The 26,705-nt window shown below is 72.3% G+C and carries 30 protein-coding genes and 2 pseudogenes; 15 read left to right on the forward strand and 17 right to left on the reverse strand.

Features of this window, described 5'->3' with window-relative positions:
- Window positions 1–4 precede the first annotated feature (4 nt).
- The 5 genes from ACYVPE_RS21460 to ACYVPE_RS21480 form a co-directional block, all read right to left on the reverse strand.
- Window positions 5–2,218 carry an MMPL family transporter gene (locus ACYVPE_RS21460; RefSeq protein ID WP_461035284.1) on the reverse strand — a complete coding sequence of 738 codons (2,214 nt, stop codon included), beginning with the start codon at window positions 2,216–2,218 and terminating at the stop codon, window positions 5–7.
- A 301-nt stretch (window positions 2,219–2,519) separates the two neighbouring features.
- Window positions 2,520–2,948, reverse strand: coding sequence for an SHOCT-like domain-containing protein (locus ACYVPE_RS21465; RefSeq protein WP_461035285.1), 429 nt, complete (start codon window positions 2,946–2,948; stop codon window positions 2,520–2,522).
- Between the two features lie 29 nt (window positions 2,949–2,977).
- The gene (locus tag ACYVPE_RS21470) at window positions 2,978–3,238 is read right to left on the reverse strand and encodes a hypothetical protein (protein WP_461035286.1); all 261 of its coding nucleotides are present in this window, start codon (window positions 3,236–3,238) and stop codon (window positions 2,978–2,980) included.
- On the reverse strand, window positions 3,235–3,597 hold the full coding sequence (locus ACYVPE_RS21475; RefSeq protein WP_461035287.1) for a DUF2089 domain-containing protein: 363 nt from the start codon (window positions 3,595–3,597) through the stop codon (window positions 3,235–3,237). The genes ACYVPE_RS21470 and ACYVPE_RS21475 overlap by 4 nt, the downstream gene beginning before the upstream one ends.
- Before the next feature lie 107 nt (window positions 3,598–3,704).
- Window positions 3,705–4,319 (reverse strand): dihydrofolate reductase family protein, encoded by a 615-nt coding sequence (locus tag ACYVPE_RS21480; protein ID WP_461035288.1) that lies wholly within the window; start codon window positions 4,317–4,319, stop codon window positions 3,705–3,707.
- Between the two features lie 234 nt (window positions 4,320–4,553).
- On the opposite strand from ACYVPE_RS21480, the gene ACYVPE_RS21485 reads away from it, so the two are divergent.
- Window positions 4,554–5,558, forward strand: a complete 1,005-nt coding sequence (locus ACYVPE_RS21485; RefSeq protein WP_461035289.1) for a glycoside hydrolase family 5 protein — start codon at window positions 4,554–4,556, stop codon at window positions 5,556–5,558.
- Window positions 5,559–5,675: 117 nt separating this feature from the next.
- Window positions 5,676–6,452, forward strand: coding sequence for a methyltransferase domain-containing protein (locus ACYVPE_RS21490; protein WP_461035290.1), 777 nt, complete (start codon window positions 5,676–5,678; stop codon window positions 6,450–6,452).
- A gap of 20 nt (window positions 6,453–6,472) precedes the next feature.
- On the opposite strand, the gene ACYVPE_RS21495 is transcribed toward ACYVPE_RS21490, so the two are convergent.
- Window positions 6,473–6,979, reverse strand: coding sequence for a MarR family winged helix-turn-helix transcriptional regulator (locus ACYVPE_RS21495; RefSeq protein ID WP_461035291.1), 507 nt, complete (start codon window positions 6,977–6,979; stop codon window positions 6,473–6,475).
- A gap of 137 nt (window positions 6,980–7,116) precedes the next feature.
- Here ACYVPE_RS21495 and ACYVPE_RS21500 point away from each other — a divergent pair, with 137 nt between their 5' ends.
- Window positions 7,117–7,632 (forward strand): YceI family protein, encoded by a 516-nt coding sequence (locus ACYVPE_RS21500; protein ID WP_461035318.1) that lies wholly within the window; start codon window positions 7,117–7,119, stop codon window positions 7,630–7,632.
- Between the two features lie 25 nt (window positions 7,633–7,657).
- On the opposite strand, the gene ACYVPE_RS21505 is transcribed toward ACYVPE_RS21500, so the two are convergent.
- Window positions 7,658–8,830, reverse strand: a complete 1,173-nt coding sequence (locus ACYVPE_RS21505) for a site-2 protease family protein (RefSeq protein ID WP_461035292.1) — start codon at window positions 8,828–8,830, stop codon at window positions 7,658–7,660.
- Between the two features lie 144 nt (window positions 8,831–8,974).
- Between ACYVPE_RS21505 and polX the strand changes: the two genes are divergently transcribed.
- Complete coding sequence (gene polX / locus ACYVPE_RS21510; RefSeq protein WP_461035293.1) at window positions 8,975–10,711, forward strand: DNA polymerase/3'-5' exonuclease PolX; 1,737 nt, start codon at window positions 8,975–8,977, stop codon at window positions 10,709–10,711.
- A gap of 376 nt (window positions 10,712–11,087) precedes the next feature.
- Here the strand turns inward: polX and ACYVPE_RS21515 are convergent, their stop codons facing one another.
- Window positions 11,088–11,681, reverse strand: coding sequence for a hypothetical protein (locus ACYVPE_RS21515; protein WP_461035294.1), 594 nt, complete (start codon window positions 11,679–11,681; stop codon window positions 11,088–11,090).
- A 155-nt stretch (window positions 11,682–11,836) separates the two neighbouring features.
- Here ACYVPE_RS21515 and ACYVPE_RS21520 point away from each other — a divergent pair, with 155 nt between their 5' ends.
- Window positions 11,837–12,076, forward strand: coding sequence for a ribbon-helix-helix protein, CopG family (locus tag ACYVPE_RS21520; RefSeq protein WP_097230997.1), 240 nt, complete (start codon window positions 11,837–11,839; stop codon window positions 12,074–12,076).
- On the forward strand, window positions 12,073–12,507 hold the full coding sequence (locus tag ACYVPE_RS21525) for a PIN domain-containing protein (RefSeq protein ID WP_461035295.1): 435 nt from the start codon (window positions 12,073–12,075) through the stop codon (window positions 12,505–12,507). The genes ACYVPE_RS21520 and ACYVPE_RS21525 overlap by 4 nt, the downstream gene beginning before the upstream one ends.
- Before the next feature lie 247 nt (window positions 12,508–12,754).
- On the opposite strand, the gene ACYVPE_RS21530 is transcribed toward ACYVPE_RS21525, so the two are convergent.
- Window positions 12,755–13,165, reverse strand: a complete 411-nt coding sequence (locus ACYVPE_RS21530) for a PIN domain-containing protein (RefSeq protein WP_461035296.1) — start codon at window positions 13,163–13,165, stop codon at window positions 12,755–12,757.
- The gene (locus ACYVPE_RS21535) at window positions 13,162–13,383 is read right to left on the reverse strand and encodes a type II toxin-antitoxin system VapB family antitoxin (protein ID WP_461035319.1); all 222 of its coding nucleotides are present in this window, start codon (window positions 13,381–13,383) and stop codon (window positions 13,162–13,164) included. Before ACYVPE_RS21535 ends, ACYVPE_RS21530 begins: the two co-directional genes overlap by 4 nt.
- 311 nt (window positions 13,384–13,694) lie before the next feature.
- On the opposite strand from ACYVPE_RS21535, the gene ACYVPE_RS21540 reads away from it, so the two are divergent.
- Complete coding sequence (locus tag ACYVPE_RS21540; protein ID WP_461035297.1) at window positions 13,695–13,934, forward strand: CopG family transcriptional regulator; 240 nt, start codon at window positions 13,695–13,697, stop codon at window positions 13,932–13,934.
- Window positions 13,935–14,010: 76 nt separating this feature from the next.
- A complete protein-coding gene (locus ACYVPE_RS21545; protein WP_461035298.1) occupies window positions 14,011–14,133 on the forward strand; it encodes a hypothetical protein in 123 nt (40 codons plus the stop codon).
- A 30-nt stretch (window positions 14,134–14,163) separates the two neighbouring features.
- Here ACYVPE_RS21545 and ACYVPE_RS21550 read toward each other — a convergent pair whose 3' ends face one another.
- The 5 genes and pseudogenes from ACYVPE_RS21550 to ACYVPE_RS21570 all read right to left on the reverse strand — a co-directional run bounded on the left by ACYVPE_RS21550 (window position 14,164) and on the right by ACYVPE_RS21570 (window position 17,289).
- The gene (locus ACYVPE_RS21550) at window positions 14,164–14,349 is read right to left on the reverse strand and encodes a hypothetical protein (RefSeq protein WP_461035299.1); all 186 of its coding nucleotides are present in this window, start codon (window positions 14,347–14,349) and stop codon (window positions 14,164–14,166) included.
- 13 nt (window positions 14,350–14,362) lie between these two features.
- The gene (locus ACYVPE_RS21555; protein ID WP_461035300.1) at window positions 14,363–14,950 is read right to left on the reverse strand and encodes an ArsR/SmtB family transcription factor; all 588 of its coding nucleotides are present in this window, start codon (window positions 14,948–14,950) and stop codon (window positions 14,363–14,365) included.
- Window positions 14,951–15,017: 67 nt separating this feature from the next.
- Window positions 15,018–15,611, reverse strand: a pseudogene (locus tag ACYVPE_RS21560) (DUF6596 domain-containing protein); the annotation flags it as partial.
- Window positions 15,597–15,894: pseudogene (locus tag ACYVPE_RS21565) on the reverse strand (YciI family protein); the annotation flags it as partial. The pseudogenes ACYVPE_RS21565 and ACYVPE_RS21560, both read right to left, overlap by 15 nt.
- A gap of 141 nt (window positions 15,895–16,035) precedes the next feature.
- Window positions 16,036–17,289, reverse strand: coding sequence for an alpha/beta fold hydrolase (locus tag ACYVPE_RS21570; RefSeq protein WP_461035301.1), 1,254 nt, complete (start codon window positions 17,287–17,289; stop codon window positions 16,036–16,038).
- Window positions 17,290–17,406: 117 nt separating this feature from the next.
- Between ACYVPE_RS21570 and ACYVPE_RS21575 the strand changes: the two genes are divergently transcribed.
- The 7 genes from ACYVPE_RS21575 (at window position 17,407) to ACYVPE_RS21605 (ending at window position 24,446) form a co-directional block, all read left to right on the forward strand.
- Window positions 17,407–18,198, forward strand: a complete 792-nt coding sequence (locus ACYVPE_RS21575; protein WP_461035302.1) for an alpha/beta fold hydrolase — start codon at window positions 17,407–17,409, stop codon at window positions 18,196–18,198.
- Window positions 18,198–18,779: a TetR/AcrR family transcriptional regulator gene (locus ACYVPE_RS21580; protein WP_461035303.1), complete on the forward strand. Its 582-nt coding sequence runs from the start codon at window positions 18,198–18,200 to the stop codon at window positions 18,777–18,779. Before ACYVPE_RS21575 ends, ACYVPE_RS21580 begins: the two co-directional genes overlap by 1 nt.
- A 150-nt stretch (window positions 18,780–18,929) precedes the next feature.
- Window positions 18,930–19,022, forward strand: a complete 93-nt coding sequence (gene kdpF / locus ACYVPE_RS21585) for a K(+)-transporting ATPase subunit F (RefSeq protein ID WP_461035304.1) — start codon at window positions 18,930–18,932, stop codon at window positions 19,020–19,022.
- Entirely contained in the window at window positions 19,019–20,680 is a 1,662-nt protein-coding gene (kdpA, locus tag ACYVPE_RS21590; protein ID WP_461035305.1) for a potassium-transporting ATPase subunit KdpA, read from the forward strand. Before kdpF ends, kdpA begins: the two co-directional genes overlap by 4 nt.
- Window positions 20,677–22,725 (forward strand): potassium-transporting ATPase subunit KdpB, encoded by a 2,049-nt coding sequence (gene kdpB, locus ACYVPE_RS21595; RefSeq protein ID WP_461035306.1) that lies wholly within the window; start codon window positions 20,677–20,679, stop codon window positions 22,723–22,725. Before kdpA ends, kdpB begins: the two co-directional genes overlap by 4 nt.
- A 9-nt stretch (window positions 22,726–22,734) precedes the next feature.
- Complete coding sequence (gene kdpC / locus ACYVPE_RS21600; protein WP_461035307.1) at window positions 22,735–23,319, forward strand: potassium-transporting ATPase subunit KdpC; 585 nt, start codon at window positions 22,735–22,737, stop codon at window positions 23,317–23,319.
- The gene (locus ACYVPE_RS21605) at window positions 23,319–24,446 is read left to right on the forward strand and encodes a universal stress protein (protein ID WP_461035308.1); all 1,128 of its coding nucleotides are present in this window, start codon (window positions 23,319–23,321) and stop codon (window positions 24,444–24,446) included. The genes kdpC and ACYVPE_RS21605 overlap by 1 nt, the downstream gene beginning before the upstream one ends.
- Here ACYVPE_RS21605 and ACYVPE_RS21610 read toward each other — a convergent pair.
- Window positions 24,443–25,306 carry a transferase gene (locus tag ACYVPE_RS21610; protein ID WP_461035309.1) on the reverse strand — a complete coding sequence of 288 codons (864 nt, stop codon included), beginning with the start codon at window positions 25,304–25,306 and terminating at the stop codon, window positions 24,443–24,445. The genes ACYVPE_RS21605 and ACYVPE_RS21610 overlap by 4 nt on opposite strands.
- Window positions 25,303–26,580 (reverse strand): glycosyltransferase family 4 protein, encoded by a 1,278-nt coding sequence (locus ACYVPE_RS21615; protein WP_461035310.1) that lies wholly within the window; start codon window positions 26,578–26,580, stop codon window positions 25,303–25,305. The genes ACYVPE_RS21610 and ACYVPE_RS21615 overlap by 4 nt, the downstream gene beginning before the upstream one ends.
- Window positions 26,581–26,705: the final 125 nt, after the last annotated feature.

A 26,705-nucleotide genomic window follows, 5' to 3' on the forward strand; every position in this document is an offset into this window, starting at 1 on the left:
TCCCTCAGCCTACGGACTCGTGAGCGGCCAGGACCCGGGGCCGCCCGGCCGAGGCCCGCCGTGGGCGCCGCGGCCACCAGGCGCGGTCGCCGAGGAGCAGCAGGATCGAAGGCAGCACCATCATCCGGACCACCAGGGCGTCGAGCAGCACGGCCAGCGCCAGACAGAAGCCCATCTGCTTCATCTCCGTGAGGTGCAGGGCGACGAAGGCGGCGAAGACGGTGACCATCACCACGGCCGCGCTGGTGACCACCTTGGCGGAGCGGGAGATGCCGTCGATCACGGCCTCGCGGGCCGTCATCCCGCTGTCCAGGGCCTCCTTGACGCGGCTGATCACGAACACCTGGTAGTCCATCGACAGGCCGAAGAGGATCACGAAGAGGAACAGCGGCACCCGGGAGGCGATGGCGCCCAGCGAGTCGAAGTCGAGCAGCCCCTCGGCCCAGGTGCCCTGGAAGACCAGGACCAGGGCGCCGAGCGCGGAGGCGGCCGACAGCAGGTTGAGCAGGACGCTGATCAGGCCGATGACGACCGAGCGGAACGCCATCCACGTCATGCCGAACGTCAGCAGCAGCAGGGCGCCCACCATCAGCGGCAGCTTGGCGCGCTCGTCGGCCACGTAGTCCTGGCCGCGCGCGACGTCGCCGCTGACGGCCGTCCGCACGTCGGGCAGCGCGCCGACCGTGGCCGGGATGTGGTCCTGACGGAGGTGGGCGAGCGAGGCGATGGCCTCCTGGGCCGGCGCGGGGTGCGGGACGGCCAGTTCCAGGACGCTGGTCCGCCCGTCGTCCGAGGTACGCGGCACGGACGCGATCCCCTGGGCGAACAGCGGGTCGGCCTGGGCGCGGTCGCGCAGCTCGATCAGCGCCTGCCGCACCTCGTCGGCGCGTTCCGGGTCCTCGGTGTGGACCACGACCTCGTGCCTGACCAGGAGTTCGGGAAAGGCGGCGGTCAGCCGGTCGTAGACCTGCATGGCGGGGATGTCGCGGGAGAAGGTGTCCTTGCCCGGGTCGACGAGCCGCATGCCGAGCGCGGGGGCCGCGAGGCCGAGCATCACGAGGACCGACAGACACAGCGTGGCCACCGGGCGCCGGCGGGCGGGCCGGAGCAGCGCCTCGAAGACTCGGCCGTTCTCGGACTTCGCCGGCTTCTCGGTAGCCGGCCGGCCGCACCTGACTCGGCGGGCCGCCTTCCTGGCCGCCCGACGCTCGGACCTGCGGCCGATCGTCACCAGCAGCGCGGGCAGCGCCGTCAGGGAGCTGCACATGGCGACCACCACCACCAGGATGGTGCCCGTGGCGAGGGAGGAGAAGATGACGTCGGTGGCCAGGTAGAGGGTCGCGGTGGAGACGATCACGGCCAGCCCGGAGACCACGATGGCCCGGCCCGCGGTCGCCGAGGCCAACTCGACGATGGCCTCGGAGCTGAGCCGGCCGCCGGCCCGGTCCCGTTCCTCGCGCTCCCGCTTCATGTAGAAGAGGGCGTAGTCGACGCCGACCGCCAAGCCGATCAGCAGGATCATGTTGGTGCCGACCCCGGCGTCCGGGAACAGGTGCGAGGCCACCATGGACAGGCCGAGGGCGGCGGTTATCGAGGAGAGCGCGAGCAGCAGCGGGACGCCGGCCATCATGACCGAGCCGAAGACCACCAGCAGCGTGACGAGGGTGACCGGCAGCGAGATCCGCTCCGACAGGGCGAGGTCCTCCCCGCGCTGGTCGTTGACCCCCTTGCTGATGGCGGGCGAGCCGGTCTCCTCGATGACCAGGTCCGGGTACGCGGCGGCCACCAGCGAGGTCTGCTCCAGCAGCGGGGCGACGTGCTGTCTCCCCTCGAGCTCCGGCCCTTCGAGGACGACGGCGACCCGCAGCATCCGGCCGTCCCGGGAGAGCACGGGGTCGGCCACGTTCTCGACCTCGGGCAGCGCCCGCATCCGCGCGGTGACGTCCTCGGCCGCGACGCGGGCCGCCGCCTCGTCCAGGGGGCCGGACTCGGCATAGATCATGACGTGCTCGGTCGGCTCACGCTCGAGACCGACCTCGGCGGCCATGGCCTCGGCCCGGCCGGCCTCGCCGACCCAGAAGTCCTCGGTGCCGGCCTGGTTGGTGCCGACCGCGAGGCCGGCGGCCAGGCACAGTACGACGCACCCGAGCCAGCCGGCGACGGCACGCCACGGATGCCGGGCGCTCCAGCGCGCCACACGAACAGGGAGGTTTCTCATACCGACGATGCTGGTCGTCGCGGCCCTCCAGGCGGCAGGCCCGACCGGTCGACCCGCGTGTCAACCGATCGGTTGACACGCAGGTCGACCGGTCCACGGCGGCAGGCTTCGAGCAGCGCGCCGTGGACGAGGGCGGCCCTGGCCGGAGCGGGCACGTAACGGACAACCCCGCCCTATGCTGGCCGGTGCGCCGGCTTCACCGTCCGGATCGAGCCGCTCCCGACCCTCGGCCGCCGCGCCGACGGCACCGTGCGCTGCGCGCTGGTGGCGGCCGGGGCCTGAGGGCGCCGCCAGGACGCGGTCACTCGCAGTAGACCCGCACCGTGGCGCTGGGGTCGTCGATGTCGACGTCGATGTCGCCGAGTTGGTCGATGAGGTCCTCGATGTGCTGCGGCTTGAGCTCCTTGAGGTCGACCGGCACGCCCACCCTGTCCAGCTCCGCGTTGACCTTGGTCAGCGCCTGCGGCGGGATCAGCGTGGTCAGCCGGACCCCGGCGCGCAGCAGCTGGAGCGGGACCCGGACGTTGATCCGGCTCGGCCCGTCGTCGAACTCGTCCAGCGAGTTCACCACCACCCGCAGGTACTTGGGGCGGGACTTCGAGCGGGGCGCGGCTCCGGGCGGCGCCTTCGGCTGTTCCCGTTCGAGGGCGTCGATCAGCGACTCCGCCTCGTCCGCGGTGATCCTGCCCTCGGCCAGCAGCTGCAGGATCTGGCGGCGCTGCTCGTTCATCGGTGCGCTCCCTCTCGGATCGTTCGAACTCATCTGACGCTGATCAGGAAGGCCATCCGGCCGTCCTCGATCTCGAACCGGGTGCCGGGCAGCGCCCACAGCACCCGCCCGGCGCCGCGCAGCGCGCCGAGCGGGCTCACCCGGGTGGCGAGGCAGGCGATCACCCCGCCCAGCACGGCGAGCACCAGCAGCGGCGAGAGCAGCAGCGCCGCCGGCAGCACCGGGACGAACAACCGCCGCCAGCGGCCGTCGGACCGGCGCCAGCGCGCCGTCACCAACTGCGGGATCACCGCGACCGCTCCAGCTCGGTCAGCGCCTCCTGGGCGCTGATCTCCCCCCGCCGCAGGCGGTCGATGACGTCGGCGCCGGACGGAGCCGGGTCGGTGTCGACGAAGTCGAGCTGCTCGGCGATCCGGTTCAGCCGGGACTTGATCGTCGGGTAGCTCACCCCGAAGATCCGCTCCATCTCCTTGATCGAGCCGTGCGCCCGCACGAACGCCGCGACGAACACCTGGTCGTCGACGCCGAGCCGAGCCAGCTGCGGCGGCTCGAACTCCCCCTCGATCGCGACACCGCTCTCGGCGAGGCGGACCCGCTCGACCACGAACGGCCGTCCCTGCGTCAGGTCCGTCAGTTCCTGCCAGTCCACCCTCGGCTTCCTCCCGCTCGCCCACGCGCCTGCCGTTTATTTGTACCTTGATTTTCTTAAGCCAGCAACGTGGGGGCCTTAATTTTTTCAATCCCAGGCTTCGGGTGTCACTCCCCGGATCGCGGAAGGTGGCTCCTGGCCTCCTCGTAGCCGCCGCTGCCGGCGGACTCGGCGGGGCCGTAGACCAGGTGGAGCACGCCGGTGGCGAAGGCGCGGGACGAGAGCAGCCGCAGCGGCAGCGTCGTGTCCGCCTCCTCGAACAGCCGCATGCCGTGCCGCACCGCGATCGGGTGCACGAAGAGGTGCAGCTCGTCCAGCAGCCCGTGTGCCAGCAGCTGGCGGACGATCGAGACCGAGCCGCTGAGGGCGATGTCGCCGCCCGGCTCGTTTCTCAGGGCGGTGACGGCCTCGACGAAGTCGCCCTCCAGCCGCTCGGAGTTGCGCCAGCTGAACTCCAGTCGCTGCCGCGACACCACGACCTTGCGGACGTCGCCGAGCCGCCGCGCGAAGTCGGCGTCCTCGCCGCCGGCCGCCTCGCGCTCCGGCCAGGCCCCGGCGAAGCTGTCGTAGGTCTTCCGGCCGAGGAGCACCGTCTCGGCCGCGCCGAGCGTCGCGCCGACGGCGGCGCCCATCTCGTCGTCGAAGTACGGGAAGTGCCACTGGTCGGGGGCCTCGACGACCCCGTCGAGCGAGACGAACAGGCCGGCGCTGGTCTTCCGCATGGTGATCTCCTGGCTGGATGGTCGGTTGGTCGCTTCGCCTCTGGGGACCGCGGCCGGCCGGAGAACTCATCGGTGGTCGAGGGCGCGGCGGCTTCGCCCGTCACCGGCCGGAGCGGTCGGCGCCGCGTCGCGCGGGGTGGGTTGACATGTAATTGACAGGCTGGCCTGATGGGGTTTGGGAGCGCTCCCGCACATTCGGAGTCCCACGGGACGGACCCCCGCGAGGAGTAGCCAGTGAAACTTCGTACGCGCTTAGGCGCCCTGGTATCGGCCGCGTTCGCGGCCCTGTTGGCGTTGGGGCCGGCCGCCCAGGCCGGTGCCGACGCCGTCGACGCGCAGGCCGTCGGCCTGCGGATCAGCAACGGCCGGCTGGTGGAGTCGACCGGCAACGACTTCGTGATGCGCGGGGTGAACCACGCGCACACCTGGTTCAGGACCCAGACCGGTTCGTTCGCGAACATCAAGCGGCTCGGCGCCAACACGGTGCGCGTGGTGCTGTCCACCGGCGACCGGTGGACGCGCAACGACGCCGCCGACGTGACCAACGTGATCAACCTCTGCAAGAGCAACCGGATGATCTGCGTGCTGGAGGCGCACGACACCACCGGGTACGGCGAGCAGTCGGGCGCCGTCTCGCTCAGCCGCGCCGTGGACTACTGGATCAGCGTGCAGAGCGCGCTCGCCGGCCAGGAGAACTACGTCGTCCTCAACATCGGCAACGAGCCCTACGGCAACAACAACGCCGGCGCCTGGACGGCCGACACCAGGAGCGCGATCAGCCGGCTGCGCGACGCCGGCTTCGACCACACGCTGATGGTGGACGCGCCGAACTGGGGCCAGGACTGGTCGGGGACGATGCGGTCCAACGCCCAGGCGGTGTTCAACTCGGACCCGGACCGCAACACGCTGTTCTCGGTGCACATGTACGGCGTGTACGACACGGCCGCCGAGGTGCGGGACTACCTCAACGCCTTCGTCAACGCCCGACTCCCCATCGTGGTGGGCGAGTTCGGGCACAACCACTCGGACGGCAACCCGGACGAGGACGCCATCATGGCGACCGCGCAGCAGTTGGGGGTCGGCTATCTGGGCTGGTCGTGGTCGGGGAACAGCGGCGGGGTCGAGTACCTGGACCTGGTCACCAACTTCAACGCCGGCCAGCTGACCTCGTGGGGGCAGCGGCTCTTCAACGGGGCCAACGGGATCGCCGCCACCTCCCGCGAGGCCGACATCTACTGAGGCCGGCCGGGCAGTTCGCCGCACCGCCGTTCCAGGGCGGCGCGGCGGACTTCCGGGGCGCCCGGGAACGGTGGCGCGGTTGACTTCACGTCGACATGAAGCGACACCGTGGCCGGCATGTCCAAGCAGAGCTCCAGAACGACGGCACAGCCGGACGAGACCGCGGAACTGATCGCCAGGCTCGACGAGGTGGACGCGCTGCCGGCCGCCCGCGCGCTGCGGGCCCGCGGCCACGAACTGCTCGACCTCACGCCCGGCTCGGTGGTCGCCGACGTCGGCTGCGGCAGCGGTCTCGCCGTCGGCGAGCTGGCCGAACGAGGTGCCGCCGCCGTCGGGTTCGACGTCGACGAGCGGATGCTGGCGGCCGCCAGGGCGCGCCGCCCCGACGCCGACCTGCGGCGCGGGGAAGCGGGCGCGCTGCCGTTCGCCGACGGCGCGTTGGCCGGCTACCGCGCCGAGCGGCTGCTGCACGCGCTCCCCGAGCCGGCGCGCGCGGTGCGCGAGGCGCGCCGGGTGCTGGCGCCCGGCGGCCGGATCGTGCTGGTGGGGCAGGACTGGGAGGCGCTGGTGATCGACGCGGCGGACCCCGCGGTGACCCGGCGCGTCGTCCAGGCCAGGGCGGCGACCATCCCCAGCCCGTGCGCCGCCCGCGCGCACCGGCGGCTGCTGCTCGACGCCGGCTTCCGGCTGGTGGCGGTCGAGGCGCACACCCCGCTGTTCACCGGGCAGGGCGCGCTGCCGCTGCTGACCGGGCTGGTCACGGCGGCCCTGGCGAGCGGCGCTGTCGACCCCGCCGAGGCCCACGGCTGGCTGGCCGACCAGCGCGAACGGGCGGCCGCCGACCGGCTGTTGATGGCGGTGCCGCACTTCCTGGCGGCTGGCGTGCGGGACTGAACGGCCGGGGGGCGGTCTCGTCAGGGCGCGGTGGGTGGGCCTTCGAGCCCCGGCAGCAGGCCGCGGACCGCCTCGCGCTGCGCCGGGCCCATGGCCTCGGCGAGGGCGCACGTGACGGTGTCGGCGAGGGCGGTCGACGCCTCGTCGAGCAGCCGCCGGCCCTTCTCCGTGAGCACGACCTCGACGCCACGCCGGTCGCCGCAGACCGACCGCCGGCCGACCAGGCCGGCGTGCTGGAGGCAGGCGATCTGGTAGGTGAGCCGGGTCTTCGGCCGGCCGAGGGCCTCGGCGATCCGGGTCATCCGGAGGGCGCCCTCCGGCTGGTCGGCCAGCAGACAGAGCACCAGGAACTCGTCGTGCGAGACGTTGAGCCTGGCCTTCACCACAGAGCGCAGCCGTTGTTCGACGGCGCCGGTCGCGGCGAGCAGCAGCATCCAGGCCCGGAGCTCGGTGCGCAACGCGCCGCACGCGCCGCCGGGTTCGGCGCCTTCCGGCAGGTCGGCGGCGTGCTCGTCGGGTGAGGCCATGGCCTCCAGTCTATGTGGGACCAGGATTCTTCCGCCGTCGGTTGTCCAAAAATGGAGAAGTTGCTACCGTGGCCCCCGCCTCACTCATCCAAATTTGTACGATCAAATTTGTGCGATCACCTCTCTGGAGCGAGCCCATGACCGTCGCCGTCCGAACCGGAACGTGGCAACTCGACCCGGCCGCCTCCCGCGTGGGCATCAGCCACCGCACGATGTGGGGCCTGGTCAACGTCAAGGGCGCCTTCGCCACCGTCGGCGGGCGCGGCGAGGTCACGGCGGACGGCTCGGCCGCCGGCGTCGTCACCCTGGACGCGGCCTCGCTCGACACCGGGCACGCCAAGCGGGACGAGCACCTGCGGTCGGCCGACTTCTTCGACGCCGAGCAGCACCCCGAGATCACCCTCGCCGTCGACGGCGCCGAGCGCACCGGCGACGACACGGTGCGGGCCACCGGGCAGCTCACCGTGCGCGGCGTCTCCCGGCCGATCACCGTGACGGCCACCCTCGCCGACGTGGCCGACGACGCGCTCACGCTGAACACCGAGTTCATCGTGGACCGTGGCGAGTTCGGGATGGTCTGGAACCAGCTCGGCATGATGCGCGGCCTCACCACGGTGACGGCCGCCCTCCGCTTCACCCGCGCCGCCGGCTGACGTCCGGCGTCGGTGCGGGCGGGCCTCAGCGCCGCTGCTGCCCGCCGTGGTCCGCGGTGACCCGCTCCACGGTGCGGTTGATGTCCGAGGGGGCGACGATGCCGACCGGGTGCCCCTCGTCGTCCAGCACCAGCAGCCGGTGCTCGGGGCCCGGCGTCATCCTGGTGACCGCCTCGGAGAGCGGCTCGTCCGGGCGGCTCACCTGGGTCTGGTCGAGCGGCAGCATGATCTCGCCGACCGTGATCCGCCGCTGGTCGTCCTGGCCCACCCGCTCGGCCCGGTCCATGGTCAGCAGCCCCACCGCGTGGTGGTCGTCGCGCTCCGCCTCGCCGTTCCCGTCGTCCCTGGTGACCGGGAACGCCGAGTGCCGGCCGGCCCGCGCCTCCCCGGAGAGGAAGTCGCCGACCGTCTCCCTGGACGGCACCGTCACCGGGTCGCGGGTCATGGTGTCCCGGACCGCGACGCCGGACAGCAGCTCCCGCAGCCTGGCCTGGCGGCCCTCCTCCGTGGCCGCCAGGACCAGGAACCAGCCGATCAGCGCCAGCCAGAGCGCCGAGAACGCGGCGCTCCAGATGAACGCCCAGATCCCGAAGCCGACCAGCAGCCAACCGAAGACCTGCCCGGCCCGCGCCGCGCCGGTCGTCGCCCGCAGCCGGTCGCCGGTGCGCCACCACAGGAACGAGCGGAGCAGCCGGCCGCCGTCCAGCGGTGCGGCCGGGATCACGTTGAACACGGCGAGCAGCAGGTTGATGGTGGCCAGCCAGGCCGCCGACTCGACGAGCAGCCCGGAGGCCCCGGCCACGTGGAACAGCCACGTCAGCACCACGAAGAGGCCACCGAGCAGCAGGCTGACCAGCGGCCCGACCCCGGCGATCCGCCACTCGGCGCCCGGCGTCGGCGCCTCGGACCGCATCCGCGTCGCCCCGCCGAGCAGCCACAGCACGATGTCCTCCACCTCGACACCGTTGCGCTTGGCCACGACGGCGTGCGCCAGCTCGTGCGCGAGCAGCGACGCGAAGAAGACCAGCGCCGTCCCGATGCCCACCAGGGTGTACAACACCCAGCCGCGCCCCGGGTAGTCGTGCGGCAGCCGACCGGCGGCCAGCACGGCGGCGATCAGCGCGAAGATGACCAGGACGCTCCAGTTGACGCCGATCCGGACACCGGCGATCCGCCCCAGCATGAAGGTCGCGCGCACGGGTCACCACCTCGCCTCGGCCCGCTGTCAGTGCCCACGGTGAGACTGACCGGCGCCGAGTACCCCGCGCCGGCCGAACCATTCCCGTTCGCCCCGTCCTGCCGAAGTCCTGCCGAAACGGGGCGGACGCGGCAGACTGGACGCATGGCTCGGCCGAACGAGGAGGTCGAGGCGCTGCTCCAGGAGTACGCCGACCTCCTCGCCATCAGCGGCGGCGACGCGTTCAAGCAGCGCGCCTACGAGCGGGCCGCGCGCGCGATCGGCGGCTACCCGCAGGACGTCTCCCGGCTGGACGCCAAGGCCCTCAAGGGGATCCCGGGCGTCGGCAAGTCCATCGCCGACAAGATCGCCGAGTATCTGAGCACCGGCCACGTCGCCGCGATCGACGAGCGGCGGTCGACGGTGCCGCCCGGCGTCCGCGAGCTGATGACCATCCCGACGCTCGGCCCCAAGCGGGCGATGCTGCTCTACCGCGAACTCGACGTGGCCTCCGTCGACGACCTCGTCACCGCCGTGCACGAGGACCGGCTCAGCGAGCTCAAGGGCTTCGGCCCCAAGGCGGCCGACAACATCCTGCACGGCGTGGAGCTGATGCGGGCCGCCGGCGGCCGGATCCTGCTCGGCGAGGCGCTGCGGATCGCCGAGGAGACGGTCGCCGGCCTCGTCGCCGCGACCGGCGTCGAACGGTGCGAGTACGCGGGCTCGGTGCGGCGGATGAAGGAGACCATCGGCGACATCGACGTGCTGGTCGCCGCCCGGGACGAGGACGCCGAGGCCATCATGCGGGCCTTCACCGAACTGCCGGGCACGGCCGAGATCATCGTGCACGGCCGGAAGAAGACGTCGGTGCGCACCGCCAAGGGCCTCCAGATCGACCTGCGGGTGCTGCCGCCGGTGTCCTGGGGCGCCGGACTCCAGTACTTCACCGGCGCCCAGCCGCACAACATCCGCACCCGGTCGATCGCGGTGCGGAAGGGGCTCAAGCTCTCCGAGTACGGGATCTTCGACGCCGAGACGGGGGAGCAACTGGACGCCAGTACCGAGGAGGAGGTCTACGGCCGCCTCGACCTGCCGTGGATCCCGCCCACCCTGCGCGAGGACCGCGGCGAGGTGGACGCGGCGCAGCGGGGCGAACTCCCGGACCTGGTGACGCGGGACGACATCCGCGGCGACCTGCACACCCACACCGACCTGACGGACGGCCTCGCCACCCTGGAGCAGATGGTCGAGGCCGCGGCGGCGCGCGGTTACGCGTACTACGCCGTCACGGACCACGCGCCCGAGCTGAAGATGCAGCGGATGACGAGCGAGAAGATGCTCGCCCAACGCGACCGGGTCCGGGCCCTCGCCGACCGCTACGGGCGCCGGCTCCGGCTGCTGCACGGCACGGAACTCAACATCGACCCGGAGGGCGGGGTGGACTGGCCGGCCGACTTCCTGGCCGGCTTCGACGTCTGCGTCGCCTCCGTCCACTCCCACTTCGGCCTCGACCGCGCCGCCCAGACCCGGCGGCTGATCACGGCCATCGAGAACCCGCACGTCAACATCATCGGCCACCCGACGACGCGGAAGCTGGGCAAGCGTGCCGGCATCGACGTCGACCTGGACGCCGTCTTCGCGGCCTGCGCCCGCACCGGCACGGCCGTCGAGGTCAACGGCCACCCGGAGCGGCTCGACCTCCGCGACGAACACATCCTGCTGGCGCGCCGCCACGGGGTGCGCTTCGCGATCGACAGCGACGCGCACGCGGTCTCGGAACTCGGCCACCTGCGGTTCGGGGTGGCGACGGCGCAGCGGGGGTGGTTGACGGCGGACGAGGTCATCAACACGTGGCCGCTGACGCGACTGCGGAAGTTCCTGCGAGGCCCCGGCCGACGCTGACGGGTTTTTTCCCCCTGTTCGCGCCGTATCCGCCTGTCGGTTGGGCCGGCGGGCAACCTCCGGGGGGTCTCGGCGGTCCAACCAGGCGGCCTTCGCCCGCCTCAGTAGGAGGACACATGCCCGCTCGCCGGCTCCTTGTCATGGTTTTCAGTGCGGCCTCTGCCTTGGCCGCCGCCCTCACCGTCTCCGACGTCGCCCCGATCCTCATCGGCGGCGTTCTGATCGGGGCCTGAGCTTCCCAAGCTCCGAGCGCGAGTTCGATTCTCGTCGCCCGCTCCAACGGTTAAGGCCCAGGTCAGGGACATGATCCCGAACCTGGGCCGTTGTGTTGTCCAGACGGAGTCACCGCGCACGTGCCAAATCGCCCGGCAGTGGGTCAGTTCGGCTCCCCATCCGCGGGCAGCCGAAGCGGTTCGTGGTGATGCCACAACAGGTGTTTGTCGTCATGACGCAGTTCCGCGTCGCCCCACTCGAGGCGTACCACACCCCGTTCAATCGAACAGGCGTAGGCGAGGAGAACCAGCCTGGTGTCCGGGCTGATCCGGAGAAGATCCCGGTGAACCTCGGCCTCCTGAAGCTCCTCCAGCCCCAGATCCAACTCCGCCTGCACAGGCTCCGGGCCATGCCGGCGAATCAGGTCGGCCCGGAACCCTGTCGCGCGGCGGAGATGCGCCTCCGTCACGGGCACGTCCTTCTTCGCATATCGGAGGGGGTAGAGGAGATAGCCCGCAACGATCATGACCGTTCGCCCCTGGAGACGGACAGGGGCTGCCTCCGGCAGATTCTCCAGGCCAGCGGTCAACTCTTCGTACTGCGCGGCGTACAGGCCGTGCCCGTATGCCTCCAGAGTCTGTGTCCCCACTCCCTGGTGTCCGTGCTTGGCCCGCTGGTGAGCTCGGACCAGACATCGCGGTATTTCGCGCGCCAGCGGTTCCGTCAAATCGTTGAAGATCTTGCGCGCCCACGTCACAGCAGGGCCTTGGTCCACATCGGCCTTCCCTCCCGCGCATACGACACTGTCAGGGAAATACCACTTCATGTATGACTTTGACGGTCGGCGCCGCCAACGACAAGAGCGTGCCTCTCGACCTCGAAGTAGAGATATGGTTCGGGTACCATAACCATATGGCTCTGAAGAAGACGACCGTCATGGTCGACGAGGAAGATCTCGCGCTGATCAAGGAAGCCGCCGCGCGCGAGGGCCGGCCCGAGTCGGAGTACTTCCGGGAGGCCTTTCACGTCGCGGCCCTGCGTACCCGGCGCTGGGACGACGACTGGGACATCCCCCGCCTGGACTTCGGCGGTCCGGTCACCGACGAGGACATCGACCGAGCGGTCTCGGACGGCGTGGCGGACGCCGAATGATCGTCGTCGGCGACACGTCCGGACTGGTCGCCGCTCTCAACACCTCAGACCCCGAGCACAAGTCGGCCCGCACCGCCTTGCGCCAAGCCGCGCTCACCGTCGTGTCGCCGCTGGTAATCCTGGAGATCGAACACATCACCACGCGCAACGTCGACCGCAAGACAGCGCATACCGTCAACGACTGGTTGTTGGCACAGGAGCGGACCGGCCGGGTTGCCGTTCCCGGGCTGTCCGCCGGCGCCCTACGCAAGGCCCGCAAGGTCCAGAACCGCTACGCGGCCCTGCGACTCGACCTCACCGACGCGGTGAACGTCATCCTGGCCGAGGCTTACGAGACCGAGACCATTCTGACCCTCGACCGCCGCGACTTCAGGGCCATCACCCCGCTCACCGGCAACCACGCCTTCCGGCTGCTGCCCGACGACCTGTAGCTGTCCGGAGCCTCCGTGCCAGACGTGTGCCAGAACATTCAGGGAGCCTCGGTCAATCACGCCACGCCCAAGCCCGCGGAGCGCCTGATTGAGGTCGAGTTTATGCAGGTCAGGTGGTACGCCCGGGCCGTTACGCACCGTGATTCCCACGCTCGGAGCGCGAGTTCGATTCTCGTCGCCCGCTCCAACGGTTAAGGCCCAGTTCAGGGACATGATCCCGAACCTGGGCCGTCGTGTTGCCGGGCGGTCAGAGCGTTTCGAAGATGCTGTGCTCCTCGAAGTCTGATGCGTGCCGTGCGACCACGCGGTAGTCGGCGTCGTCGTGCAGCACGACGAGGCCGTGGTGTGCCGCGGTCGCGGCGATCATCAGGTCCACGGGTGAGGCGCTGCGGTGTTCTCCGGCCTGGGCCATGCGGTGTTGCACCGCACTCACCCAGCGCCCCGCGTTCTTGGGCACCGACGCGTCGGGGTAGAGGTCCGTGAACATCTCCGAGATCTCGTTGTACTCGCGCATGCTCCGAGCGCTGTACAGAAACTCGGTGCGCTGCGGGTAGCACGACGCGACGGTGCCCGCGTCGATCGCGTCGTGCCAGGCCGCCTGCAACTTCGGCTCACGGAGCAACCGGATGAGGCCCGAAGTGTCGAGCAGGTACATCATCGGCTCTGCTTCTCCTCCTCGTGCAGCGTCTCGGCGTCATCGACGGCACCCCACTCGCGCGCCCGCTCGAAGTGCCGGGTGATGCGAGCTGCACGTTCCTGCTGCTCGGCGTAGAAGTGGAGAGCGAGGTTGACCGCCTCCTTCTTCGTTCTCACCTTGGAGAGCGCCATGGCTCGTCGCAGGGCGTCATCGTCGATGTCGATCTGCGTCACGGTCACTGCCGCACCTCCCAGAATGTTGGTGATGTACATTGCATTGTATGCTACCCACATCTCCACCGGGAGCTGGCGCGGTACCGACCGTTCGTGCCCCTGTCTACACGAGAGTGCCCGTGCCAGATGCGTGCCAGAACGGGCGGGGAACCACGGTCGACGACGGATACGCGCTCCAACGGTTCAAGGCAAGGGCCCAAAGGGGGCCTTCGCGTCCGGGGCGTTGCCGGGCCTTGACGCACCTCGACCTTCACCCTGTGGCACGTCCCCGTCGGGGCATGTCGAGGGCGGGGTAATGGGGGAGGGGTCACGAGCATGTGGGATTGAAGAAGACGACCGTCATGGTCGACGAGGAGGATCTCGCGCTGATCAAGGAAGCGGCAGCGCGGGAGGGGCGGCTGGAGTCGGAGTGCTTCCGGGAGGCGTTCCATCTCGTGGCGCTGCGCAGTCGGCGTTGGGGCGAGGAGGGGGACATCCCTCGCCTGGACTTTCGTGGTCCGGTCACCGGCGAGGAGATCGACCGAGCGGTCTCGGAGGGTGTGGCGGACGCCGAGTGATCGTCGTCGGCGACACCTCCGGGCTGGTGGCCGCCCTCAACACCCCGGCCCCGAGCACGAAGCCGCCCGCAGCGCCATGTATCAGGCGGCGTTCACCGTGGTGTCACCGCTGGTGATGCTGGAGATTGAACGCGTCACCACGCGCGACATCGGCCGCAGGGCCGCGCGCGCGGTGACCGACGTGGCGTTCGCGCGGTAGCCCCGCTGCCGGTCGCCCGGGGGCGGGCGGTCAGCCGCCGCCGACGGCGAAGTCGGGGTCGGTCGGTTTCGGGGGGACCGCGAGGCGGAGGCCGGTTTCGATCAGGGCCCAGCCGAGGCGGGTTCGCAGTGTGGGGTAGCGGCGGGGGATGGGGTGGGTGGGCGGGGGAGTCCGCTGGTCGAGGCGGTGGATGGCCAGGTGGATGTCGGGATGCATGGGCCCGCTCCTCTCACGCGTCGCGGAACGGGAAGCCGTACAGGTGGAGGGCCACGCTCTCTCGGCCCTCGGTGTCGCCGGCGTCGACGGCTGCCCGGGCGTGGGCTTCCCAACGGGCGGTCAGCTCTCGCAACTCCTCGCCGAACCGGCGCAGTTCGTCGGGGGTGAGGCGCGGCAGGGACTCCCGGTCGAAGGCGGCCCGCAGCCAGTCCGGGCCCCAGCTCTGCCGCTCGTCGAGGAAGCGCTCCCGCATGCCGGCCTGTTGGTGCGCCATGGTGCGGAGGAGGGCGGCGTGGGCCGCGGCGCTCTCGGGGGCGTCCTCGAAGGTGTCGTGGATGCTGATGTGCTCGGAGACGCGGCGCCACCAGCGCTCGCGCCCGTCGGCGCGAGGGCCGTCGGTCTCCTCGATCAGGCCGTGTGCGGCCAGCTTCCTGAGGTGGTAGCTGACGAGCGAGGCCGCCTCGTCCACCTGCTCGGCGAGTTGTGAGGCCGTGGCGGAGTCGACCACGCAGAGCGCCCGGTAGAGGCGGAGCCGCAGCGGGTGGCCGAAGGCCTTCAGTGCGCCGAGGTCGGTGAGGTAGCGGGTGTCCCGGGATGCCATGCGGCGAGCGTACGATAGGAAAGGAATGTTGTGCAATATTTCTTTCGGAAGAGGGTCCGGGGTACGGCTACCGTCGCAGCACCTCGTTCAGGCGCGCCGCCTGCCGCGTCAGGTGGTCGCGTTCGGCGAGGTTGGGGGCCTGGTGGGCGGCCTCCGCCGCGGCCTCCGCGTAGAGCTGGGCGGCCGTCGTGAGGTCGCCGTCGCGTTCGTGGAGGTGGGCGGCGACCGCCGTGTGGCGGGGGAGGGCCGGGTCCAGGGTGGCGAGGGCGGCCAGGCCGGCGCGGGGGCCGTCGGCTTCGCCGATGGCGACGGCGCGGTTGAGGCGGACGATCGGGCTGTCGGTGAGGCGGACGAGTTCGTCGTACCACTCGACGATCTGCGCCCAGTCGGTCTCGGCGGCGGTGGGCGCGTCGGCGTGGAGCGCGGCGATGGCGGCCTGGGTCTGGTACTCGCCGAGACGGTCGCGGGCGAGGGCGGCCTGGAGGATGTCGACGCCCTCGGCGATCAACGTGGTGTCCCACGGGCCGCGGTCCTGTTCGGCGAGCGGCACCAGGCTGCCGTCGGGCGCGGTGCGGGCGGCGCGCCTGGCGTGGTGGAGCAGCATCAGGGCGAGGAGGCCGGCGGCCTCGGGGTGGTCGACGGCGGCGGCGCGTTCGTAGGTGTCGACGTCGATCACCATCCAGCCGGCGATCAGGTCCTTGGTCTCGGCGAACGGGCCGTCGGTGACGGGCGGGCGGCCCTCGCCGTCGTAGCGGCACGAACGTCCCCTCGGGGGCGAGCGCCTGGCCGTCGACGAACTCGCCGGTCTGCTCAAGACGGTCGGCGAAGTCCCGCATGTACGTCACGTGGGCCGAGATCTCCTCGGGCGTCCACCGGTCCATCGGGACGTTGTTCACCGCGTCCGGTGCGCCGCGGTAGTGCTTGAGCAGCAGGTACTTGGCCATGACGGGTCTCCTCGGGGGCGGTGCGACCTTCCCCCAGCTAACGCTGGGAGGTGCCCCCAGTCGCGCTCACCACGGGGACGGAGCCGGACCCCGGTTCTCGACATCGTCGGCGACATCCACGGGAAAAATCTTCGCGGGGCCTCAGCCGCGCGGGGGGAGGTGGTCGCGGAACCAGTCGCGGGCCAGCTCCGCGACCTCGGAGAGCGCGCCCGGCTCCTCGAAGAGGTGGGTGGCGCCTGGCACCACCGACAGGTGGTTCTCGCAGGTGAGCGACCGTTGGGCGGAGCGGTTGAGGTCGAGGACCTGGGGGTCTGAGCCGCCCACGACGAGGAGGGTGGGGGCGGTGACGTCAGGGAGGCGGGGGCCTGCCAGGTCGGGGCGGCCGCCGCGGGAGACGACGGCGGTGGCGCGGGAGTCGGGTTCGGCGGCCGCCCGGAGGGCGGCGGCCGCGCCGGTGCTGGCGCCGAAGTAGCCGACGGCCAGGTCGCGCGGCACCGCCTCGGTGGCGCGGCGCAGCCGGGTGGCGAGCAGCTCGATGTCGAAGACGTTGGTCCGGTCGGGTTCCTCGGCCGGCGTGAGCAGGTCGAAGAGCAGGGTGCCGAGGCCGGCGGCGTTGAGCGCGTCGGCGACGAAGCGGTTGCGCGGGCTGTGGCGGCCGCTGCCGCTGCCGTGGGCGAAGACGACGACGGCCGCGGTGCCCTCGGGGAGGGTCAGCTCGCCGGGGAGCCGCACGCCCCCGCCGGCGTCGACGGTGACCTCGCGGCGCTCGCCGCCGCGCAGGCAGTCGACCACCTCGGCGTCCTGGGTCTGCTCGAAGGACCGGTAGAACTGGCCGACCGAGAGGAAGTCGGACGGGGTCTCGGGGGCGACGAACTCGTCCGCGTCGGGGCCGATCCGGCGCCGCCAGTCGTGTGGCGCGACCGGGACGGCGAGCACCACCCGTTCCGCGCCGCGGGCCCGCGCGGACCGGCAGGCGGCGCGGGCGGTGGCGCCGGTGGCGATGCCGTCGTCCACCACGACCGCGGTGCGGCCGGCCAACGAGACGCGGCCCCGGTCGCCCCGGTACTCCCTGGCCCGCCGGTCGAGCTCGGTCCGCTCCGCCGCCTCGACCTCCGTCAGCTCGGCCTCCGAGACGTGGACGGTGCGCACCACGTCCTCGTTGAGCACCCGGGCGCCGTCCTCGCCGATGGCGCCCATGGCCAGCTCCGGCTGGAACGGCACGCCCAGCTTGCGGACCACGGCGACGTCCAGCGGGACGCCGAGCGCCCGCGCCACCTCGGCGGCGACCGGCACCCCGCCCCTGGGCAGCCCGAGCACCACGACGTCGCGCTTCCGCAGCCCGGCCAGTTCGCGCGCCAGCCGGCGCCCCGCCGTGATCCGGTCGTCGTACAACATCCCGGGGCCTCCTCCCGGTCGGCGGTCCACCGGAACCATGGAACCGCGATCGGCGGGCGTCGGCATCCGAGCCGGTGGCACGAACATGAAGGGTAACGACTGTTACCCTTATCCGTCGTGGCCCTCACCCGTCCCGTCACCCTGAACGGCACCCCGCTCTCGTACGTCGACTTCGGCGGCCCAGGCGCCCCGCTGCTCGCGCTGCACGGCCACTTCGGCCGGGCCCGCGGCTGGGCCGCGCTCGCCGCCGAGCTGGCCCAGGCCCACCGGGTCATCGCGCTGGAGCAGCGCGCCCACGGCCGGGCCGAGCCGGTCGCCGACGTCCGGCCCGACGCGTACCTCGCGGACGCCGCCGCCTTCCTCGACCATCTGGGGCTCGGCCCGCTGCCGGTGCTCGGCCACTCGATGGGCGGCGCCGTCGCCTACCGGCTGGCCGCCCGCCGCCCCGACCTGGTGACCCGCCTCGTCGTGCTCGACAGCCCGGCCCACAACGCGCCGCCCGTCCTCGACCCGCGGCCCTGGCCGCGCCGGGCCGCCACCCTGGCCGAGCTGAACCGGCTGCTGGCCGAGCGGGTCGGCCCGGTCGCCGGCTACTTCCTGGAGAGCGCCGCCGAACACCCCGACGGCTGGGGGCTGTTGTTCGACGCCGACACCCTGCTGCGCTCCCAGCGGGCGCTGCTCGGCGACTGGTGGCCGGACTGGCTGGGCGGCGCCGCCCGCCCCGCGCTGCTGCTGCACGGCGAGGAGTCGACCGTGCTGCCCACCGCGCGGGCGAGGGAGATGGCCGCGCGCCGGCCGAACACCGAACTCGTCACGTTCCCCGGGCTCGGCCACTGGCTCCACGACGAGAACCCGGCCGGGGTGGCCGGGGCGATCGGCGCCTTCCTCGCCGGGCAGGACGGGACCTAGTGGCCAGGACCGCCGACCCGGCGCGGCGCCGCCGGCTCACGGACGAGATCATCGACCGGCTCGCCGAGACCGGCGTCGCCACCTTCTCGCTGCGCACCCTGGCCGCCGCCCTCGGCCGCTCCACCCGCGTGCTCACCCACCACTTCGCCGACAAGGACGCCCTGCTCCGGGCCGTCCTCGACCGGCTCGACGAGCGGCAGCACCAGGCCCTGGCCGCCACCCCCGGCTGGGCCGACCCGGCCGTCGGCGTCGGCTCGATCGTCCGCGACGCCTGGGACCGGCACCTCAGCGAGGACGAACTCCCCAGAACCCGCCTGGTGCAGGAGATCGAGGGCCTGGCGGCGGCCGGCCGGCTCGCCGGCCACGTGCCGGCGTTCGTCGCCGGCCGGGCCCGCTTCGTCGCCCGGGCCCTGGAACTGCGCGGCCTCGACCCGGCCGACGCCCTGGTCAAGGCCACCCTGCTCAACAACGCCTACGCCGGCCTCCAGGCCGACCGGCTCACCACCGGCGAGGCCGACCGCACCAGGGCCGCGCTCGACGCGCTCTGCCGGCTCGCCGACTCCTGGACCGCCGGGAGGTAGCCGTCCGTTCGGGTGGATCCCCGCGCGTGGTCGCCGGGGCACCACCGGCCGGCCCAACATGCTGGTCCCCATGCCCGACCTGGCCTACGTCGCCCTGACCATCGTCTCCTTCGCCCTGCTGGCGGCGGTCGTCAAGGGGGTGGGGCGCCGGTGAACGTCGAGAACCTGGTCGGCCTCGTCATCGCCGTCGCGCTCGGCGGCTACCTGGTGGTGGCGCTGCTCTTCCCCGAGTGGTTCTCATGAGCGACGCGCTCGCCGGCCTGCTGACCATCGGCGTCCTGGTGCTGGCGCTCGCCGCCGTCCACGTGCCGCTCGGCGACTACCTGGCCCGGGTCTACCGCTCCGAACGCCACCTGCGCGTCGAACGGTTCGTCTACCGGCTGTGCCGCGTCGATCCCGGGGCCCAGCAGCGTTGGACGGTCTACGCTCTCTCGCTGCTCGGCTTCGCCGCCGTCTCGGTGCTGGCGCTCTACGTCCTGCTGCGGCTGCAACGCGTCCTGCCGCTCTCCCTCGGCCACTCGGGCGTGCCGCCGTCCGGCGCCTTCAACACCGCGGTCTCCTTCGTCACCAACACCGACTGGCAGTGGTACGCGGGCGAGGCCGTGATGGGCCAGATCGCCCAACTCGCCGGCCTGGCCGTGCAGAACTTCCTCTCCGCCGCCACCGGCCTCGCCGTCGCCGTCGCCCTGATCCGCGGCTTCGTCCGCGAGGGGACCGACGAGGTCGGCAACTTCTGGGTGGACCTGGTCAGGTCCGTGATCCGGGTGCTGCTGCCGCTCGCCTTCCTGAGCGCGCTGCTGCTCGCCGCCTGCGGCGCGGTGCAGGACTTCGCCGGCGCCCACACCTTCACCACCCTGGAAGGCGGCGACCAGACCATCCTCCGCGGCCCCGTCGCCTCCCAGCAGGCCATCAGCGTGCTCGGCACCAACGGCGGCGGCTACTTCAACGCCAACGCCGCCCACCCGTACGAGAACCCGACGGCGCTCAGCAACCTGCTCCAGATCTTCCTGATGCTGCTGATCCCCTCCGTGCTGCCCCGCACCTTCGGCCGGCTGGTCGGCTCCACCCGGCACGGCTGGGTGCTGTTCGCCGTGATGGCCGTGCTGTGGACCGCCGGACTCACCCTCACCACGGTCTTCGAGACCACGCACCACGGGGCGGTGCCCCGCGAGGTCGGCGCCGCCCTGGAGGGCAAGGAGGTCCGGTTCGGCGTCTGGAACTCGGCGCTGTTCGGGCACTCCGCCACCGCCACCGGGGCCGGCGCGGGCGGCGCGTCCTACGACAGCTTCACCCCGCTCGGCGGCGGCGTGCTCCTCCTCAACATGCTGCTCGGCGAGATCTCGCCCGGCGGCATCGGCGGCGGACTCATCGGGATGCTGGTGCTCGCGGTGCTCGCCGTGTTCATCGCCGGCCTGATGGTCGGCCGCACCCCCGAGTACCTCGGCCGGAAGATCCGGCAGCGCGAGATCACCCTGGTCGCCCTCTACGTGCTGGCCATGCCGTTCGCGGTGCTCGTCGGCGTCGGCCTGGCCCTCGCCTTCCCCGGGCCGCGAGAAGCCATCCTCAACCCCGGGCCGCACGGCCTGACCGAGGTGCTCTACGCCTTCGTCTCCGCCGCCAACAACAACGGCAGCGCCTTCGCCGGCCTCACCTCGGGCACCACCTTCTACAACACCGCCCTCGCCCTCGCCATGCTCTTCGGCCGCTTCCTGCCCATGGTCCTGGTGCTCGCCCTCGCCGGCTCGCTCGCCGCCCAGCAGCGGGTGCCGGTCTCCAGCGGCACCCTCCCCACCCACCAGCCGATGTTCGCCGGGCTGCTCACCGGCGTCGCCGTCATCGTCACCGGGCTGACGTTCTTCCCCGCGCTGGCCCTCGGACCGCTCGCGGAGGGGCTGAAGTGACCGCCCGCCACCCCACGGGACACGGCTTCTCGCCGCGCCAGCTCGCCGCGGCCCTCCCGGACGCGCTGCGCAAGTTCGACCCCCGGCACACCGTCCGCGCGCCCGTCATCTTCGTCGTCTGGATCGGCTCCCTCGTCACCACCGTCTCCGCCGTCGTCAACCCGAGCGTCTTCGGCTTCGCCATCGCCGGCTGGCTGTGGGCCACCGTGCTCTTCGCCAACCTCGCCGAGGCCGTCGCCGAGGGCCGCGGCCGGGCCCAGGCCGAGGCGCTGCGCCGCACCAAGAAGGAGACCGTGGCCCGCCGGCTGCGCTCCGACGGCGGCGAGGAGCAGGTGCCCGGCGCCCAACTCGTCGTCGGCGACCGGGTGGTGGTCGAGGCCGGGCAGCTGATCCCCGGCGACGGCGAGGTGATCGACGGTGTGGCTTCGGTGGACGAGTCCACCATGACCGGCGAGTCCGCGCCCGTGATCCGTGAGTCGGGCGGCGACCGCAGCTCCGTCACCGGCGGCACCACCGTGCTCTCCGACCGGATCGTCGTCCGGATCACCACCTGCCCGGGCGAGGGCTTCCTCGACCGGATGATCTCGCTGGTCGAGGGCGCCAGCCGGCAGAAGACCCCCAACGAGATCGCCCTCAACATCCTGCTGGCCAGCCTCACCATCGTCTTCCTGCTCGCCGTCGCCACCCTCCAGCCGATGGCCGCCTACTCCGGACGCCAGCAGACCCTGATCGTGCTCACCGCGCTGCTGGTCTGCCTCATCCCCACCACCATCGGCGCCCTGCTCTCCGCGATCGGCATCGCCGGCATGGACCGCCTCGTGCAGCGCAACGTCATCGCCGTCTCCGGGCGCGCCGTCGAGGCCGCCGGCGACGTCAACACGCTGCTGCTCGACAAGACCGGCACCATCACCCTCGGCGCCCGGCACGCCACCGAGTTCATCCCCGCCCCCGACGTCGAGGAACGCGAACTCGCCGAGGCCGCCCAGCTGTCCAGCCTCGCCGACGAGACGCCCGAGGGCCGCTCCATCGTGGTGCTCGCCAAGAACGAGTACGGGCTGCGCGGCCGCGAGGAGGGCCGGGTCACCGGCGTCACGTTCGTGCCGTTCACCGCGCACACCAGGATGTCGGGCGTCGACCTCGACGACGGCCGCCGGATCCGCAAGGGCGCCTCCACCGCCGTCATGAAGTGGGTACGCGACCAGGGCAGTCGCCCGGCGGACGACACCGGGCCGTTGGTGGAGGCCATCAGCGGCGAGGGCGGCACCCCGCTGCTGGTCGCCGAGCGGCTGCCCGACCGGCCGGCCAGGGTGCTCGGCGTGATCCGGCTGCGCGACATCGTCAAGGCCGGCATCAGCGAACGCTTCGCCGAGCTGCACCGGATGGGCATCTCCACCGTGATGATCACCGGCGACAACCCGGCCACCGCCGCAGCCATCGCCCGCGAGGCCGGCGTCGACCGCTACCTCGCCGAGGCCACCCCCGAGGACAAGATGGACCTGATCCGCCGCGAGCAGGCCGGCGGCCGGCTGGTCGCCATGACCGGCGACGGCACCAACGACGCCCCGGCCCTCGCGCAGGCCGACGTCGGCGTCGCCATGAACGCCGGCACCATGGCCGCCAAGGAGGCCGGCAACATGGTGGACCTCGACTCCAACCCCACCAAGCTCATCGAGATCGTCGCCATCGGCAAGCAACTGCTCATCACCCGGGGCGCGTTGACCACCTTCTCGATCGCCAACGACGTCGCCAAGTACTTCGCGATCATCCCCGCCATGTTCACCGGCGTCTACCCGCAGCTCGGCCACCTCGACGTGATGAACCTGGGCAGCGCCCAGTCGGCCGTGCTCTCCGCCGTCATCTTCAACGCCGTCGTCATCGTCGCCCTGATCCCCATCGCGCTGCGCGGCGTCCGCTACCGGCCCACCAGCGCCGCCACCATGCTCCGCCGCAACCTCGCCGTCTACGGCCTCGGCGGCCTGGTGACCCCCTTCGTCGGCATCAAGCTGATCGACCTCGTCGTCCACCTGCTGCCTGGGATCCGGTGAGCCGTCGCCATGACAAGACAGCTGCTCAGACAGGCCGCCGCGGGGCTGCGACTGCTGCTGGTCCTCACCGTGCTGCTCGGCGCCCTCTACCCGCTCGCCGTCTGGGGCGTCGCCCAACTCGCCTTCCACCACCGGGCCGAGGGCTCGCTGATCCACCACGAAGGGCGCGTCGTCGGCTCCTCGCTGATCGGCCAGCGCTTCACAGGCCGTGAGTGGTTCCACCCCCGCCCCTCGGCCGCCGGCGCCGAGGGATACGACCCACGCGCCTCGGGCGCCTCCAACCTCGGCCCCGACAACCCGGAACTCCTCGACCAGGTCCGCCGCAGGCGCGACGCCGCGGCCCACGCCGACGGCGTGCCCGCCGCCGAGGTGCCGCCCGACGCGCTCACCGCGTCGGCCAGCGGCCTCGACCCGCACATCTCGCCCGACTACGCCCACCGCCAGGCCGCCCGCGTCGCCGACGCCCGCGGCCTCGACGTCCGGCGGGTCACCCAGCTCGTCGACGACCACCGGGGCGGCCGCGTCCTCGGCTTCGTCGGCGCCGAACGCGTCAACGTCCTCGAACTCAACCTGGCCCTCCTGGCGGCCTCCTGATGGGCCACGGCACCCTCCGCGTCTACCTCGGCGCCGCGCCGGGCGTCGGCAAGACCTACGCCATGCTCGCCGAGGGCCGCCGGCAGCGCCGCCGCGGCGCCGACGTCGTCATCGGCTTCATGGAGGACTACGGCCGCCGGATGACCCGGCTGATGGCCGAGGGCCTGGAGACCGTGCCCCGCCGCCGACTGGTCTACCGCGACACCCCGTTCACCGAGATGGACCTGGACGCCGTCCTCGCCCGCCGCCCCGACATCGCGCTGGTCGACGAGATCGCCCACACCAACATCCCTGGCTCGCGCAACAACAAGCGCTGGCAGGACATCGAGGAGCTGCGGGCCGCCGGCGTCGACGTCCTCACCACCGTCAACATCCAGCACCTGGAGTCGCTCAACGAGGCGGTGGAGCGGATCACCGGCGTCCGGCAGCGCGAGACGGTGCCCGACGGGGTGGTCCGCGCCGCCGACCAGATCGAGGTCGTCGACATGTCGGCCGACGCGCTGCGCCGCCGGATGAGCGACGGCTTCGTCTACGGCCCCGAGAAGGTCGAGGACGCCCTCACCCACTACTTCCGGGTCGGCAACCTCACCGCGCTCCGCGAACTCGCCCTGCTGTGGGCCGCCGACCGGGTCGACGAGGCGCTGCTGCGCTACCGCACCGACGCGCACATCCACCGCCCCTGGGCCGCCAGGGAACGGGTGGTCGTCGCCCTCTCCGGCGGCCCCGAGGGCGAGACCCTGATCCGCCGCGCCGAACGGCTGATCTCGCACGGCGCCGGCGGCGAACTGCTCGCCGTCCACGTCGCCCCCGCCGACGGCCTGGCCGGCGCCGAACCCGAACTGCTGACCCGCCAGCGTGCCCTGGTGGAGCGTGCCGGCGGCCGCTACCACGAGGTGGCGGGCGAGGACCCGGCCGCCGGCGTGCTGGACTTCGCCCGCGCGCACAACGCCACCCAGATCGTCATCGGCGCCACCCGCCGCGGCCGGCTCGGCTCGCTGTTCCACGCCAGCGCCGCCACCGCCATCATCCAGGGCTCGGGCGAGGACTTCGACTGCTACGTGGTGACCCACGAGGAGGCCGCCCACGGCCGGTTCTTCCGCCACCGGGGATCGTCGGACAGGCCCTAGCCGGGCGGGCGCTCGATCCGGACGGCGAGGTCGTTGTCCACCGTGTAGTACGGCCGGCAGGCCGCGCCCGCCACCTCGCACGCCGGGAACGCGAACACGTTCTTCTTGTCCGTCACGTCGTCGAGCAGCCGCGCCACCTTCACCCGGGTCGCCTTGGCCGCCGGGCGCACCGACACGTCCCAGACGGCCGCCAGGTCCGCCGCCGGCGTCTCGGCCACCAGCTCACCGAACGACACCGTGAACGAGAACGCCCCGCCCCCCTCGTCCCGCAGCTCGAACTCCCGGCGCGGCCCCCGCCGGCCGCCACCGCGCAGCTTCACCTGCCCCACGGCGCCCGGCGCCGGCTCGACGCCGAACAGCCGGCCCCGCACCGTCATCGTCCCCTCGCCCGGCGCCACCGTGAGCGCGCCGGCCTCGGCGAGCGCCGGCCGCAGCCAGGCCCGGACCGCGAACCAGCCGTCCCTGGTGCGGTACGGCACCCGCACCGCCAACCCGTCGGCCAGCGCGTCGGGATCGCGGCCGATCAGCGCCCTGGTGTCCCGCACCCCGGGCGCCACCCGCCGCCACTCGTCGTCCGGCGAGGGCCGCAGCTGGACGTCCCACCGGCCCTCACCGAGCGCCGGCTCGGCGGCCAGCACCGCCCGCCAGCGGCCGGCAGGACCCGCGGCGACCAGCCGCAGCGGGCGGACCGCCGCCTCGTCCGGCTCCTCGCCCTTGTTCTTCGGGCGCGGCAGCAACCGGAGTTCGGGCGCGACGGCCGACACCGGCAGCGCCAGCTCCACCGTCAACGCCCCGTCCGCCGCCGCCCGGCAGTCGGCGCGCGGGGTCTCCGTCACCACGTCCGTCAGGGTCTCGCTCATCGCCGCACCTTCCGCAGCCCACGCACCGTGGTGATCGCCGCCGCCATCGCCAGATCCCGCACCGTGTGGACGCCGGCCCGCACCGTGTCCGTCAGCCGGACCGGGGCCGGGGCCCTGAGACGCAGCCGGGAGCGGAGCGACCGCTTCCGCTCGACCAGCTCCGCCATCAGCCGCTCGGCCTGCTCCACCACCGGCACCGGGTCGAAGCGCCGCGAGTTCTCCAACGCCGCCGCGCCCATCGTCCGCCGCAGCTCGTCGTCGCGGATCAGCTCCAACAGGGCCCCGGCCAGCGCGTCCTCGTCGCCGACCGGCACCAGCCGGCCGTCGACGCCGTCCTCGATGATCTCCCGCGGCCCGTACTCGCAGTCCGTGCTGATCACCGGCAGGCCGCTGCGCATGGCCTCCACGATCGTCATCCCGAACGGCTCGAACACCGAGGTCACCGTCGCGATCGACCCCTTGACCCACTCGCCGTCCATCGGCGTCGCCTTCCCCATCAGGAACGCGTTGTTGTAGAGCCCGAGTTCGTGGATCAGGTCGCGCAGCGGCTCCTCCTGGTCGCCGTTGCCGTAGATCCGCAGCTGCCAGTCGGGACGTTCGGCCACCACCCGGGCGAACGCCCTGATCAGCAGCGCGTGCCGCTTGGAGGTGACCAGCCGGCCGGCGGCCACCACGATCCGGCCCGTGGAGTCGGCCGGCGGAATCCCCGGCTCCGGCACGCTGTTGGGCAGTGCCGCCACCCGCACCCCTGGCAGCCGCATCCGCCGCCGGTACTCGTTGGCGTCCGCCTCGCTGACCGTGGTCAGCCCGTCGAGCCGCGGATAGGCGCGGCGCAGCGCGTTGCGGAGCGCCGGCGGGTGGGTCTTGAGCGTCAGGTGCTCCTGGCCGATCCGCACCGCGGAGCGCGGTGCCTGGAGGGCCAGGTGGACGTTGAGTCCGGGGCGGGTGCCGATGATCACGTCGGAGGTGAGCGAGGCCAGGCACTCCTGGATCCGCTCGTCGGTCAACTCGCTGTACTGCGGGTACCGGTACTCGGAGGCGGGGAACACCCTGGCCGGCCGCACGTGCCGCGGATGCTCCTTCTCCGTGCGCAGATCGACCAGATGGCGCATCGGTACGCGTGGGTCCAGCGTGAAGTTGGCCACCTTCCGGTGCCGGAACACGGAGACGATCTCCACATCGTGGCGCTCGGCCAGCGCCTCGGCCAGGTTGAAGGTGGTCTTGATGGTTCCCCCGATCCCATAGCCGTTATGGAGGAGGAAGGTGATCTTCATGCCGTCATAGACCTTCGGAGCTGATGCGCGGTTCCCCGCGCGGACGCGCCGCGACGACCCCCCACGGCCGGTGCCGGGGGGTGCCCCCGGCAGGGGGTTGGCGGTGCGCACACATTACCGCCACG

This window comes from Streptomyces mayteni (genome assembly GCF_054783955.1).

Bases quoted from the DNA above. Each gene is read 5' to 3' on its own strand.
- ACYVPE_RS21550 (WP_461035299.1), bottom strand. From the start codon at position 14,349: ATGCATCCCGACATCCACCTGGCCATCCACCGCCTCGACCAGCGGACT.
- ACYVPE_RS21495 (WP_461035291.1), bottom strand. From the start codon at position 6,979: ATGGCCTCACCCGACGAGCACGCCGCCGACCTGCCGGAAGGCGCCGAA.
- kdpC (WP_461035307.1), top strand. From the start codon at position 22,735: ATGACAAGACAGCTGCTCAGACAGGCCGCCGCGGGGCTGCGACTGCTG.
- polX (WP_461035293.1), top strand. From the start codon at position 8,975: ATGGCTCGGCCGAACGAGGAGGTCGAGGCGCTGCTCCAGGAGTACGCC.
- ACYVPE_RS21480 (WP_461035288.1), bottom strand. From the start codon at position 4,319: ATGCGGAAGACCAGCGCCGGCCTGTTCGTCTCGCTCGACGGGGTCGTC.
- ACYVPE_RS21610 (WP_461035309.1), bottom strand. From the start codon at position 25,306: ATGAGCGAGACCCTGACGGACGTGGTGACGGAGACCCCGCGCGCCGAC.
- ACYVPE_RS21520 (WP_097230997.1), top strand. From the start codon at position 11,837: ATGGCTCTGAAGAAGACGACCGTCATGGTCGACGAGGAAGATCTCGCG.
- kdpA (WP_461035305.1), top strand. From the start codon at position 19,019: ATGAGCGACGCGCTCGCCGGCCTGCTGACCATCGGCGTCCTGGTGCTG.
- ACYVPE_RS21555 (WP_461035300.1), bottom strand. From the start codon at position 14,950: ATGGCATCCCGGGACACCCGCTACCTCACCGACCTCGGCGCACTGAAG.
- ACYVPE_RS21465 (WP_461035285.1), bottom strand. From the start codon at position 2,948: ATGAACGAGCAGCGCCGCCAGATCCTGCAGCTGCTGGCCGAGGGCAGG.
- ACYVPE_RS21460 (WP_461035284.1), bottom strand. From the start codon at position 2,218: ATGAGAAACCTCCCTGTTCGTGTGGCGCGCTGGAGCGCCCGGCATCCG.
- ACYVPE_RS21500 (WP_461035318.1), top strand. From the start codon at position 7,117: ATGACCGTCGCCGTCCGAACCGGAACGTGGCAACTCGACCCGGCCGCC.
- ACYVPE_RS21545 (WP_461035298.1), top strand. From the start codon at position 14,011: ATGTATCAGGCGGCGTTCACCGTGGTGTCACCGCTGGTGATGCTGGAG.
- ACYVPE_RS21530 (WP_461035296.1), bottom strand. From the start codon at position 13,165: ATGATGTACCTGCTCGACACTTCGGGCCTCATCCGGTTGCTCCGTGAG.
- ACYVPE_RS21615 (WP_461035310.1), bottom strand. From the start codon at position 26,580: ATGAAGATCACCTTCCTCCTCCATAACGGCTATGGGATCGGGGGAACC.
- ACYVPE_RS21570 (WP_461035301.1), bottom strand. From the start codon at position 17,289: ATGTTGTACGACGACCGGATCACGGCGGGGCGCCGGCTGGCGCGCGAA.
- ACYVPE_RS21525 (WP_461035295.1), top strand. From the start codon at position 12,073: ATGATCGTCGTCGGCGACACGTCCGGACTGGTCGCCGCTCTCAACACC.
- ACYVPE_RS21605 (WP_461035308.1), top strand. From the start codon at position 23,319: ATGGGCCACGGCACCCTCCGCGTCTACCTCGGCGCCGCGCCGGGCGTC.
- ACYVPE_RS21490 (WP_461035290.1), top strand. From the start codon at position 5,676: ATGTCCAAGCAGAGCTCCAGAACGACGGCACAGCCGGACGAGACCGCG.